This window comes from Saccharopolyspora sp. (genome assembly GCF_017434145.1).
GTDB classification, from domain to species: Bacteria; Actinomycetota; Actinomycetes; order Mycobacteriales; family Pseudonocardiaceae; genus Saccharopolyspora_C; species Saccharopolyspora_C galaxeae.
Window position 1 is genome coordinate 1 of sequence record NZ_JAFRFW010000209.1, and the last position, 11,696, is coordinate 11,696.

Sequence of the window (11,696 nt, forward strand, 5' to 3'; positions counted from 1 at the left end):
GCACCACCAGCAGCAGCACGCCCAGCACGATCGTCGAGATCCCGCCGATCGTGGCCGCGGTCGGTCGCGGCATCGGCGGTGGTTCCGGTGGCTCGTAGTGGCCTTCGTCGTCCGCTTCAGCGGGCGGCGTCCAGTCCCGCGGCCCCGCAGGCTCCACCGGGGCCGGGCTCAGCGCCTCGTCCGCTCGGCCCGGCGGATCCGGTGCCCGTCCCTGCCCGTCGGCGTCGTCCGCGGTCGTGCGCGGCCCGTCCTCCTGCGGCCAGCGCGCCAGCGGCTCGTCGCGTTCCAAGCCCGCGACGATCTCGGCGAAGGCCGCGTCGATGTCCTCGGGTCCGTCGGCGTTGTCGTGGCGGGTGCTCATGCGGTTTCTCCGACGCGCTCGCGGTGGATCCGGCGGATGAACTCGACGCTACCGGCGAACACCGTCGGCGCGTCGTGATCGAGCGTTGCGACGTGGTAGCTGTCCGGCAGCACGACCTCGGTGACGTCGTCGCCGCCCACGCCGTCGAGCACGACCTTCGCGTTGAGCGGTTCGACGACGTGGTCGGTCGCCGAGCGCAGCAGCAGCACCGGCGCGCGCACCCTGCCGAGGTCGCGCCGCACGATCCGCCACAACCGTCGAAGGCTCGCCATGGCGCGCAGCGGCGCCCGCCCGTAGGCGAGCTCGGTGCTACCGGCCTTCGCGATGTCCCCGCTGAGCCCGCGCACCGAAGGCAGCACCCGGCACAGCACCGGCAGCAGCGCGGCTTCCCGCCGCAGCGTCAGCACCGACGGGTTCACCAGCACGACCCCGGAGATGTCGGGATGTTCCTGGGCCAGCCGCAACGCCAGCGTGCCGCCCATCGACTGGCCGAACACGAACACCGAACCGCACCGGGCGCGCAGCGATTCCAGTTCGGTCCGCACCGCCGAATACCACTCGTCCCAGCCGGTGCGGTTCAACTCGCGCCACGTGGTGCCGTGCCCGGGACGGCGCGGGCAGCGGACCGTGTACCCCTCGGCGGCCAAGTGCTCTCCCCAGCTGCGCATGCTCTGCGGAGTGCTGGTGAATCCGTGGCACAGCAACACGCCGACGTCGTCGGCACCCTCGTGCACGAACGGCTCGGCGCCGGCGAGCACGGGTGACTCCGATGGCACCGGCAACCCCGGTGGGATGGGCAACCCCCGTGGGATGGGCAACACAGCCTCCCTACCGCTCACCTCGACCCGGGTACCGGTTCATCGTCGCATGGCTGTGGCCGGTGCGGGGCGATCTTCCGGGGCTGATCCGATACCGCAGGGGCCGCATTGTGCGGCGTGCGGGCGCTCCGTAACCTGAACTAGGTATTCCGGGTGTTCAGAAAGGCAGCGGCGCGTGCTGTACTGGGTGATGAAGCACTTCTTGCTCGGTCCCCTCATGAAGCTGTTCTGCCGCCCGAGCATCGACGGTGCCGAGCACGTGCCGCAGTCCGGTGCGGCGATCCTGGTCAGCAACCACGTCGCGGTCGCCGACTCGTTCTTCATGCCGCTGATGATGCCGCGCCGGGTGACCTTCCTGGCCAAGCGCGAGTACTTCACCGGAACCGGGATCAAGGGCAAGTTCCAGAAGTTCTTCTTCTCCGGGGTGGGCCAGGTCCCGATCGACCGCTCCAGCGGCGCGGCAGCGCAGGCCGCGCTGGACACCGGCGTGCGGTTGCTGCGCGAAGGCAAGCTGCTCGGCGTCTACCCCGAAGGCACCCGCTCCCCGGACGGCCGGCTCTACAAGGGCAAGACCGGGGTCGCGCGGATGGCGCTGGAGGCGGGCGTGCCGGTGATCCCGATCGCGATGTACGGCACCGACAAGGTCAATCCGCTCGGCTCCAAGATGTGGTACCCGCACAAGGTGCGGGTCAAGGTCGGCGAGCCGCTGGACTTCTCCCGCTACGAGGGGCTGGCCGGGGACCGGTTCGTGGAGCGCTCGATCACCGACGAGATCATGTACGCGCTGATGGAGCTGTCCGGCCAGGAGTACGTCGACATCTACGCCGCGAAGGCCAAGGACGAGCTGACCGCGCAGGGCAAGGACGTCGCGGGCTGGACCGACCGGATGCCCCGCTCCAAGGCGAGCTGAGCGGGTCCGACGGGGCCGGGCGTTCGCCCGCACCGCCCTCTTTACGCTGGTTCGGTGCGGTTCTTCTACGACTGTGAGTTCATCGAGGACGGGCAGACGATCGACCTGGTCTCGATCGGCATGGTGGACGAGACCGGCCGCGAGTTCTACGCGGTCTCCACCGACTTCGACGCGGGCCGGGCGGGCCAATGGGTGCGCCGCAACGTGCTCCCGCAGTTGCCCCCGCCCGCGGACGGCGCTTGGCGCCCGCGAGCGCGCATCCGCGAAGAGCTGTACGAGTTCCTGACCGCACGCCACGACAACATCGAACTCTGGGCCTGGTACGCGGCCTACGACCACGTCGCGCTCGCGCAGCTGTGGGGCGCGATGCCCGCGCTGCCCTCGCGGATTCCGAAGTTCACCCGGGATCTGCGGCAGCGCTGGGAGGACGTGGGCAAGCCGAAGCTCCCCTCGGCACCGGCGAACGCGCACGACGCGCTCGCCGACGCGCGGCACAACCTGCAGCGCTGGAAGGTGATCGAGGACGTGCAGCGCAAGCGCGGCTACCCGCTCTGAACCAGCTTCGCGCTCGTCTTGCGCAGGTGGCGAAAGCAGCCGGCGCCGCTCGGAGAAGGCCAGCACCTGAACCGGACGCAGGTTCCACGGGCGCCGTTCCACCACCGGAGTACTTGCTGCACCGATACAGGCCGTGCCAGGCTGCTGCCCGGGGAGATCCAGATCACCCCGCTCGGTGCCGCGCGAGCGCGGCGCGAGCGAGTGCAGGCGAGCAGAGGAGGCGGCGAGGATGCCGGCTGGAACGCGGATCGGGGTGTTGACCGGTGGCGGCGACTGCCCCGGCCTGAACGCCGTGCTGCGGGCGATCACGCGCAAGGGGATCGCGGTGCACGGGCACGAGGTCGTCGGTTTCCGCAGCGGCTGGAAAGGTCCGCTGGAGGGCGCCACCATGCCGCTCGGGCTGGACGAGGTGGAGGACATCCTCAGCCGCGGCGGCACCATCCTCGGTTCGTCGCGCACCAACCCGTACCAGCACGACGACGGGGTGCAGCGGATCAAGGCGACGATGGCCGAGCACGGGGTCGAAGCGCTGATCGCGATCGGCGGCGAGGACACCCTCGGGGTCGCCGAACGCCTCACCCGCGACGGGGTGCCGGTGGTCGGAGTGCCGAAGACGATCGACAACGACCTCGACGCCACCGACTACACCTTCGGCTTCGACACCGCCGTGCACATCGCCACCGAGGCGATCGACCGGCTGCGGACCACCGCCGAGTCGCACCACCGCGCGCTGGTGGTGGAGGTGATGGGCAGGCACGCGGGCTGGATCGCGCTGCACTCCGGGCTGGCCGGCGGCGCGAACGTGATCCTCGGGCCGGAGAAGCGGTTCAGCGTGGAGCAGGTCTGCGACTGGGTGCAGCAGCGGTTCGAGCGGCAGTACGCGCCGATCATCGTGGTCGCCGAGGGCGCGATCCCGCAGGACGGCGAGGAGGTGCTGCAGACCGGCGAGACCGACGCCTTCGGGCACGTCCGGCTCGGCGGGGTCGGCACCTGGCTGGCCGACGAGATCGCGCAGCGCACCGGCAAGGAATCCCGCGCGGTCGTGCTCGGGCACACCCAGCGCGGCGGCACGCCGACCGCTTACGACCGGGTGCTGGCGACCCGGTTCGGGCTGCACGCGGTGGATGCGGTCAGCGAGGGCGCCTTCGGCAAGATGGTCGCGCTGCGCGGCACCGACGTCGTGCGGGTGCCGCTGGGCGAGGCGACCGCGAAGCTCAAGACGGTGCCGTTGTCCCGCTACGCCGAGGCCGAAGCGCTGTTCGGTTGATCGCCGACCGGCCCTGGCGGTTCCGGCGCCGGGAGGTTCCGGAAATCGCGGCGGGAACCTAGGGTCGGGCCGGTACCGACGGCGGTAGGGGAGCGCGGATGTCCCGACGCGGGCTGATCTCGATGACCGATGGCGAAGTCGCCGACTTCCTCGAACAGCGGCGCACGATCGTGCTCGGCACGGTGAAACCGGACGGGCGGCCGCACCTGGTGCCGATGTGGTTCGTCCCGGGAAGCGTCGTGCCCGGTGGCACGGTGGTCGAGCTGTGGACGTTCGCCAAGGCGCAGAAGACGCTGAACCTGCGCCGCGACCCCCGCGCCACGCTGATGGCCGAGACCGGCAGCAGCTACGACCAGCTGCGCGGGGTCTCGCTGGAGTGCGACGTCGAGGCGCTGGAGGTGCCCGGGGACATCGAGCGCATCGGTACCGCGCTGGGCAGGCGCTACGGCACTTGGGAGCCCGCGGACGAACCCGCCGCGCTGGAGGCGGTGCGCGCCCAGGTGCCCAAGCGCGTCGGGTTCCGCTTCACCCCGACCCGCACGATCAGCTGGGACCACCGCAAACTCGGCGGCGGCTACTAGGCCTGAGAACCCGCCGGTGGTCCGGCTGAGTCCTCGGGCACCGCAGCGGCTGGCGCCGCTTATGAAACAGCCCCTAGATCGCGCGCGACCGCCGCGGGAGCTCCGGCGAGCCACCTCCGGGCCCCGGCGGGTGGAGCTGAATCGACGCGACTGGGCAAGATCGGCGGCGCTGCGCCGCCGCCCACATGAAAACAGGTGGCCAGCACGCCCTATCCTGGTCACGTGAATTGGACCGTCGATGTTCCGGTCGATGAACTGCCGGAACTGCCGCCGCTGCCCCCCGAGATGCGCGCCCGCCTGGATGCGGCGCTGAAGCTGCCCGCCACCCAGCAGCCCGAGTGGCCCGAGGACGAGGTCGCCGGCGTGCGCAAGGTGCTGGAGAGCGTCCCGCCGGTGACCGTGCCCTCCGAAGTGGACCGGTTGCGCGGGCAGCTCGCGGCGGTCGCGCGGGGCGAGGCCTTTCTGCTGCAGGGCGGGGACTGCGCGGAGACGTTCGCGGACAACACCGAACCGCACATCCGCGGCAACATCCGCACCCTGCTGCAGATGGCGGTGGTGCTGACCTACGGCGCGAGCATGCCGGTGGTCAAGCTCGGCAGGCTCGCCGGGCAGTACGCCAAGCCGCGGTCCAACTCCACCGACGCGCTGGGGCTGCCCAGCTACCGCGGGGACATGGTCAACTCGCTGGCCGCCAGCGAGGAGGCCCGCAGGCACGACCCGTCCCGGCTGATCCGCGCCTACGCCAACGCCAGCGCCACGATGAACCTCTCCCGCGCGCTGACCAGCGGCGGGATGGCCGCGCTCGCGCAGGTGCACGACTGGAACAAGGACTTCGTGCTCAACTCCCCGGCCGGGGAGCGGTACGAGTCGGTGGCCGCCGAGATCGACCGCGGCCTGCGGTTCATGGCCGCCTGCGGCGTGGACGACAGCAGCCTGCACGCGGTGGACCTGTTCGCCAGCCACGAAGCGCTGGTGCTGGACTACGAGCGGGCGATGCTGCGGCTGGACACCTCGCACGGCACGCCGCGGCTCTACGACCTGTCCGGGCACTACGTGTGGGTCGGGGACCGCACCAGGCAGCTCGACCACGCGCACATCGCGTTCGCCGAGCTGATCTCCAACCCGATCGGGCTCAAGATCGGCCCGAGCACCACCCCGGAGATGGCGCTGGAGTACGTCGAGCGGCTGGACCCGAACCGGGAGCCGGGCCGGTTGACGCTGATCAGCCGGATGGGCAACGGCAAGGTCCGGGATCTGCTGCCGCCGATCGTGGAGAAGGTCACCGCCGCCGGGCACCAGGTGGTCTGGCAGTGCGACCCGATGCACGGCAACACCCACGAGTCCAGCACCGGCTACAAGACCCGCCACTTCGACCGCGTGGTGGACGAGGTGCAGGGCTTCTTCGAGGTGCACCACCGGCTGGGCACCCACCCCGGCGGCATCCACATCGAGCTGACCGGCGAGCACGTCACCGAATGCCTCGGCGGCGCGCAGGACATCTCGGACACCGACCTGGCGGGCCGCTACGAGACGGCCTGCGATCCGCGGCTCAACACCCAGCAGTCGCTGGAGCTGGCGTTCCTGGTCGCGGAGATGCTGCGCAGCTGACCGGGATCGAGCGCACGCGCGGGCCGGGGTGGGATCACCCCGGCCCGTTCTCGTGCGCCGGGTGTTTCCGGGTGCACCCGCTTTTTGCGTGGCTCGTGGTGACTCTCCGGGATCGTCCCGGGAATTCCGCGGCTGATCCTGGTCATGTCCTTAGCCGTGCGCCCTTGACGGTGACTGCGCTCACCGGATAAACAAACTCGGTCAGATTGAAGCGGACCGATCCGGGCATCGAACCGGGTCCTGGGAATCGGGTCCAGACCGGAGGCCGACCGGGTGTACGCGCGTGAACGCCAGCAGCTCATCGTCGAGCGTGCCAGGCAGGAGGGCCGAGTCGACGTGACCGGGCTCGCGGGGCAGCTGCAAGTGACCCCCGAGACCATCCGGCGCGACCTGACCGTGCTGGAGGAGCACGGATTCCTGCACCGCGTGCACGGCGGTGCGATCCCCGTGGAGCGGTGGAGCTTCGACCCGCAGCTGTCCGCCCGGGAGAACGTGATGGTCGCCGAGAAGACCCGGATCTGCCGGGCCGCGCTCGACGAGGTGCCCGCGGAGGGCGCCGTGCTCATCGAGTCCGGCACGACCTGCGCCCGGTTCGCCGAGCTGCTGCCGACCGACCGGCCGCTGACGGTGATCACCGACAGCCTCAGCATCGCCGTCTCGCTGGCGTCCAGGCCGAACCTGTCGGTGCTCACGCCCGGCGGCCGGGTGCGCGCGACCACCAACGGCGGCGTCGGTGCCTGGGCCGCGCAGCGGTGGCGCGAAGTGTTCGCGGACGTGGCTTTCCTGGGCACCGACGGGGTTTCGCTGCACCGCGGGCTGACCACCCCGGATCAGAACTCGGCCGAGATCAAGACGTTGCTGTTGCGCGGGGCGCGGCGGCGGGTCCTGCTCGCCGACCACACCAAGATCGGCCCGGTGTCGCTGCACCGGTACGGCGAGATCGCCGAGGTCGACGTGCTGATCACCGACACCGGGCTGGACGGGGACATCGCGACCGACATCGAGGCCGCGGGCCCCAAGGTGGTGCGAGTGTGAGCACACAGCAGAAAGGGATGCCGATGCGACTCGGCCGGAGAGGGTGGGCGCTGGTCGCCCTGTTCGCGTCAGTGCTGCTCACCGCCGGTTGCACGGGGGCGGGGGCGATCGGTTCCGGCGACGGGCGCCGGGTGCTGCGGGTGGCGGTGGTGTCCAACCCGCAGATGGAGGACATGCAGGAGCTCGCCGGGGAGTTCGAGCGCCTGCACCCGGAGCTGCGGCTGCGGTTCATCTCGCTGCCGGAGAACCAGGCACGCGACAAGATCACCCAGTCGGTGGCCACCGGCAGCGGCCAGTTCGACGTCGTCATGGTCAGCAACTACGAGACGCCGATCTGGGCGGCCAACGGCTGGCTGCACGACCTGGAGCCGCGGATGGACGCGACTGCGGGCTACGACAAGGACGACTTCATCCCGTCCATCCGGGACTCGCTGTCTTACCGGGGGCACATGTACGCGGCCCCGTTCTACGGCGAGACGGCGCTGCTGAACTACCGCAAGGACCTGTTCGCCCAGGCCGGGCTGAGGATGCCGGAGAACCCGACCTGGCAGCAGGTCCGCGACATGGCGGCCAAGCTCGATCAGGGCGAAGGCGGGCGCGCCGGGATCTGCCTGCGCGGGCTGCCCGGCTGGGGCGAGGTGATGGCCCCGCTGAACACCATGATCAACTCCTTCGGCGGGCGCTGGTTCGATCCGCAGTGGAACGCCCAGCTGACCTCGCCGCAGGTGCGCGATGCGGCGCACTTCTACACCGACCTGGTGCGCGACTACGGCGAGCCCGGCGCGTCCAGCACCGGCTTCTCCGAATGCCTCACCGAGTTCGGCCAGGGCAACGCGGCGATGATGTTCGACTCGACGTCGTCGGCGGGCACCTTGGAGGACCCGCAGGAGAGCAACGTGGCCGGCAAGGTCGGCTACGCCAACGCCCCCACCGGCCCCGGCGGCAAGCGGGCGAGCTGGCTCTACACCTGGTCGCTGGCGGTCCCGAAGACGGCCGAACGACCCGACGACGCCTGGAACTTCATCTCCTGGGCGACGTCGAAGCAGTACCTCAAGACCGTCGGTGAACGCCTCGGCTGGCAGAACCTGCCGCCCGGCAGCCGCCGCTCGACCTACGAGATGCCGCAGTACCAGCAGGCCGCGGCCGCCTTCGCGCAGCCGACGCTGCGCGGCATCAGCCAGGCCGACCAGACCCGGCCGAGCCCGCAGCCCACGCCGTACCAGGGCTTGCAGTTCGTGCGCATCCCCGAGTTCGTCGACCTGGGCACCCGCGTGAGCCAGCAGATGTCCGCGGCCATCGCCGGGAGCAAGTCCGTGGACGAAGCGCTGGAGCAGGCCCAGGGCTATGCCGAGACCGTGGGGGAGAGCTACCGGCCATGACCACTGCTGAACCGACCGCGGCGAAGGGGATCACCCTCGGCCGCAAGGAGAAGTGGGCGCGCCGCGGACCGCTGCTGCCGGCGCTGATCTTCACCATCATCATCACGCAGGCCCCGTTCCTGGCGACGATCTTCTACTCGCTGCACTCGTGGAACCTGCTGCGCCCCGGCTCGTGGGGCTTCATCGGGCTGTCCAACTACGTCGACGTGTTCACCGACAGCGAGTTCTACACCGCCGCGCTGAACACGATCATCGTGACCGTGGGCTGCGTGCTGGTTTCGCTGGCCCTCGGGGTCGGGCTCGCGCTGCTGCTGGACCGGCCGTTCTTCGGTCGCGGCGTGGTGCGCACCATGCTGATCACGCCGTTCCTGATCATGCCGGTGGCTTCCGCGCTGCTGTGGAAGACCAGCATGTTGAACCCGACCTACGGGCTGGTGGACGCCGTGCTCGGGCCGATCGGGCTCGGCGGCATCGACTGGGTCGGCGAGCACCCGATGGTCTCGGTGCTGGCCGCGCTGGTGTGGCGGTGGACGCCGTTCATGATGCTGATCGTGCTCGCCGGGCTGCAGAGCCAGCCGCGGGACGTGCTCGAGGCCGCGCGGATGGACGGCGCCAGCGGCTGGCAGACGTTCCGGTTCATGACGCTGCCGTTCCTGCGCCGCTACATCCAGCTGGCCGGGCTGCTGGGTTCGATCTACGTGGTGAACACCTTCGACGAGATCTTCATGATGACCCAGGGCGGTCCGGGCATCGCCACCACCAACCTGCCGTACTACCTCTACCAGCGGGTCTTCCAGGGCTTCGACGTCGGTCAGGCCGCCGCGCTCGGTGTCGTCGTGGTGGTGCTGACGATCATCGTCGCGACCTTCGCGCTGCGCGCGATCTTCACCGCCATTTCCGGCAAGGAGGCTGCGGAATGAAACGCCGATCGGCCGGAGGGGCCGCGCTGACGGTCCTCGCGTGGGCGCTGGGGATCCTGTTCGTGTTCCCGGTGTTCTGGATGGTGCTCACCTCGTTCAAGCAGGAGGGCGACGCCTACACCGACGACCCGAAGTTCTTGTTCGCCCCCACCCTCGACCAGTACAAGCTGGTCTTCGACGGCGGGCTCGGGCCGTACCTGGTGAACTCGCTGATCGCCACGGTGATCTCGTGCCTGGTGGTGGTGGCGCTGGCCGTGCCCGCGGCCTACGCGCTGTCCATCCGGCCGGTGAAGGGCACCAAGGACGCGTTGTTCTTCTTCATCTCCACCAAGATGCTGCCGGTCGTCGCGGCGATCGTGCCGATCTTCGTGGCCGCTCAGCAGCTGCACCTGCTGGACAACGTGTGGGCGCTGGTGCTGCTGTACTCCGGCATGAACCTGCCCATCGCGGTGTGGATGATGCGCTCGTTCTTCCAGGAAGTGCCCGGCGAGGTGCTGGAGGCCGCGAAGGTCGACGGCGCCGGGCTGCGCACCGAGCTCACCAAGGTGCTGCTGCCGATGGTGGCCCCCGGCATCGCCGCGACCGCGCTGATCTGCGCGATCTTCGCGTGGAACGAGTTCTTCTTCGCGGTGAACCTCACCGCGATCAACGCGCCGACGGTGCCGGTGTTCCTGGTCGGGTTCATCACCAGCGAGGGCCTGTACTGGGCGCGGCTGTCGGCGGCGGCGACGCTGGCGGTGCTGCCGGTGGTCATCGTCGGTTGGATCGCGCAGCGGCAGCTGGTGCGCGGCCTGTCCATGGGCGCGCTGAAATGATCGAAGCCCTGCGCAGCATCGCAGTCGTCCGTGCGAGAGGACGCTTCGCAGGACGGCGCTCGCAGAGCCCCGCATCCGCGGCACGCGCAGCTGCCAGGACAGGCATCGACACTTCGGTCCCGGCTCCAGCCCGGTGATCGATTTCCGAGCGGACCGCTCGGCCGCGCACGGCCCGGCGGTCCGCTCACCTGCGCGCCGATTCGGGCGCGGACGTGAGCGGGCGGGCGGCACGACGCCCGTCCGGGGAGAGGCAACAGGAAAGGATGGCCGGGATGCGTGCGGTCGTCGTGGAAGGTCCCGGTCAGCCGACCGTGACCGAGGTGCCGGATCCGGCACCGGGCCCCAACGATGTCGTGGTGGCGGTGGACGCCTGCGGCCTGTGCGGAACCGATCTGCACCTGGTCGACGGGGAACTGCCGGTGGTGAGCTACCCGATCACGCCCGGTCATGAGCTGGCCGGGCGCGTGGTGGCCGCGGGCGGCGAGGTCACCAGGCTCGCCGAGGGCGATCTGGTGGCGGTCGAGCCGTCGCTGCCGTGCGGGGAATGCCGGTACTGCCGGGCGGGCAAGGGCAACCTTTGCGAGCCGTGGCGGGCGGTGGGCATCACCTCGCCGGGGGGCGCGGCCGAGTACGTGCAGGTGCAGGCCAAGAAGTGCTACCCGCTGCCGGAGGGCACTCCGGCGACCTCGGCGGCGCTGATCGAGCCGCTGTCCTGCGCGGTGCACGGGCTGGACAAGGTCCCGCACGACCTCACCGACGAGGTGCTCGTCTACGGCGCGGGCACGATGGGGCTGCTGCTGGCGCAGCTGCTCAAGCGGGCCGGGGTGCGGTCGCTGTCCATGGTGGACCGCAGGCAGGACCGGCTGACCGTGGCCGAGTCGATGGGCGCCGACGCGGTGGCCACCGAAGCGGAGCAGCTGGGCAACCCGGACGGCTGGGACCTGGTCGTGGACGCCACCGGTGTGATCGCCGCGATCGAGGACGGGCTCACGCGGGTTCGCAAGGCGGGCACGTTCCTGCAGTTCGGCGTGGCCGATGCGAAGGCGAGCGCGCAGTTCTCCCCGTTCCGGGTCTACAACGAGGAGATCACCATCGTCGGGTCGATGGCCGTGCACAACAGCTTCGACCGCGCGCGGGATCTGCTGGTGGCCGGGGCGGTCGATGCCGGTTCGCTGGTCACCACGACCGCCGGGCTGGCGGACTACTCGACCGCGTTGGAGGAGTTCCGCTCCGGAACCGGGCTCAAGACGCAGGTGCTGCCCTCGGCGTGATCTGCCGCCGCCCGGTCCCCGCGGCCGGGCGGCCCGGCGCGCCCGCCCGGCACAGTCCGGCACCGGCTGAGCCCGAGCGGGTCGAACCGCTGCAGCGACAGCGCCGCGAGCAAGGCCGCACCCACACCGACCGCCACGAACGGCAAGTTGTACATCGCCTGCTCGCCGTCCGGGTA

Annotated in this window: 12 protein-coding genes and 1 pseudogene; 10 read left to right on the forward strand and 3 right to left on the reverse strand. The window is 70.5% G+C overall.

Going from position 1 to position 11,696, the window contains the following annotated elements; genetic code table 11:
* Together IJH84_RS05845 and IJH84_RS05850 are read right to left on the reverse strand one after the other, a co-directional pair.
* On the reverse strand, positions 1 to 361 hold a 361-nt coding region (locus IJH84_RS05845), incomplete at its 3' end, for a DUF308 domain-containing protein (protein ID WP_295141222.1).
* Positions 358 to 1,119: an alpha/beta fold hydrolase gene (locus IJH84_RS05850; protein ID WP_295141224.1), complete on the reverse strand. Its 762-nt coding sequence runs from the start codon at positions 1,117 to 1,119 to the stop codon at positions 358 to 360. The genes IJH84_RS05845 and IJH84_RS05850, both read right to left, overlap by 4 nt.
* A gap of 235 nt (positions 1,120 to 1,354) precedes the next feature.
* On the opposite strand from IJH84_RS05850, the gene IJH84_RS05855 reads away from it, so the two are divergent.
* From IJH84_RS05855 to IJH84_RS05900, 10 genes are all read left to right on the forward strand, one after another.
* Entirely contained in the window at positions 1,355 to 2,089 is a 735-nt protein-coding gene (locus tag IJH84_RS05855) for a 1-acyl-sn-glycerol-3-phosphate acyltransferase (protein WP_200071226.1), read from the forward strand.
* Between the two features lie 54 nt (positions 2,090 to 2,143).
* Complete coding sequence (locus IJH84_RS05860; RefSeq protein WP_200071227.1) at positions 2,144 to 2,644, forward strand: polyadenylate-specific 3'-exoribonuclease AS; 501 nt, start codon at positions 2,144 to 2,146, stop codon at positions 2,642 to 2,644.
* 229 nt (positions 2,645 to 2,873) lie between these two features.
* Positions 2,874 to 3,911, forward strand: coding sequence for a 6-phosphofructokinase (locus IJH84_RS05865; protein ID WP_200071228.1), 1,038 nt, complete (start codon positions 2,874 to 2,876; stop codon positions 3,909 to 3,911).
* Positions 3,912 to 4,009: 98 nt separating this feature from the next.
* The gene (locus IJH84_RS05870) at positions 4,010 to 4,492 is read left to right on the forward strand and encodes a pyridoxamine 5'-phosphate oxidase family protein (protein ID WP_200071229.1); all 483 of its coding nucleotides are present in this window, start codon (positions 4,010 to 4,012) and stop codon (positions 4,490 to 4,492) included.
* 222 nt (positions 4,493 to 4,714) lie between these two features.
* A complete protein-coding gene (locus tag IJH84_RS05875; protein WP_200071230.1) occupies positions 4,715 to 6,100 on the forward strand; it encodes a class II 3-deoxy-7-phosphoheptulonate synthase in 1,386 nt (461 codons plus the stop codon).
* A gap of 273 nt (positions 6,101 to 6,373) precedes the next feature.
* On the forward strand, positions 6,374 to 7,135 hold the full coding sequence (locus tag IJH84_RS05880; RefSeq protein WP_200071231.1) for a DeoR/GlpR family DNA-binding transcription regulator: 762 nt from the start codon (positions 6,374 to 6,376) through the stop codon (positions 7,133 to 7,135).
* 17 nt (positions 7,136 to 7,152) lie between these two features.
* Positions 7,153 to 8,514 (forward strand): sugar ABC transporter substrate-binding protein, encoded by a 1,362-nt coding sequence (locus IJH84_RS05885; RefSeq protein ID WP_295141242.1) that lies wholly within the window; start codon positions 7,153 to 7,155, stop codon positions 8,512 to 8,514.
* A complete protein-coding gene (locus IJH84_RS05890) occupies positions 8,511 to 9,434 on the forward strand; it encodes a sugar ABC transporter permease (RefSeq protein WP_200071232.1) in 924 nt (307 codons plus the stop codon). The genes IJH84_RS05885 and IJH84_RS05890 overlap by 4 nt, the downstream gene beginning before the upstream one ends.
* Positions 9,431 to 10,249 carry a carbohydrate ABC transporter permease gene (locus IJH84_RS05895; RefSeq protein ID WP_295141237.1) on the forward strand — a complete coding sequence of 273 codons (819 nt, stop codon included), beginning with the start codon at positions 9,431 to 9,433 and terminating at the stop codon, positions 10,247 to 10,249. The genes IJH84_RS05890 and IJH84_RS05895 overlap by 4 nt, the downstream gene beginning before the upstream one ends.
* A gap of 272 nt (positions 10,250 to 10,521) precedes the next feature.
* The gene (locus tag IJH84_RS05900) at positions 10,522 to 11,520 is read left to right on the forward strand and encodes a zinc-dependent alcohol dehydrogenase family protein (RefSeq protein WP_200071234.1); all 999 of its coding nucleotides are present in this window, start codon (positions 10,522 to 10,524) and stop codon (positions 11,518 to 11,520) included.
* On the opposite strand, the pseudogene IJH84_RS05905 reads toward IJH84_RS05900, so the two are convergent.
* Positions 11,451 to 11,696 (reverse strand): annotated as a pseudogene (locus IJH84_RS05905) (hypothetical protein); the annotation flags it as partial. The gene IJH84_RS05900 and the pseudogene IJH84_RS05905 sit on opposite strands and share 70 nt — an antisense overlap.

Coding starts and splice junctions, on each gene's coding strand:
- IJH84_RS05885 (WP_295141242.1), top strand. CDS start 7,153: ATGCCGATGCGACTCGGCCGGAGAGGGTGGGCGCTGGTCGCCCTGTTC.
- IJH84_RS05890 (WP_200071232.1), top strand. CDS start 8,511: ATGACCACTGCTGAACCGACCGCGGCGAAGGGGATCACCCTCGGCCGC.
- IJH84_RS05865 (WP_200071228.1), top strand. CDS start 2,874: ATGCCGGCTGGAACGCGGATCGGGGTGTTGACCGGTGGCGGCGACTGC.
- IJH84_RS05900 (WP_200071234.1), top strand. CDS start 10,522: ATGCGTGCGGTCGTCGTGGAAGGTCCCGGTCAGCCGACCGTGACCGAG.
- IJH84_RS05870 (WP_200071229.1), top strand. CDS start 4,010: ATGTCCCGACGCGGGCTGATCTCGATGACCGATGGCGAAGTCGCCGAC.
- IJH84_RS05895 (WP_295141237.1), top strand. CDS start 9,431: ATGAAACGCCGATCGGCCGGAGGGGCCGCGCTGACGGTCCTCGCGTGG.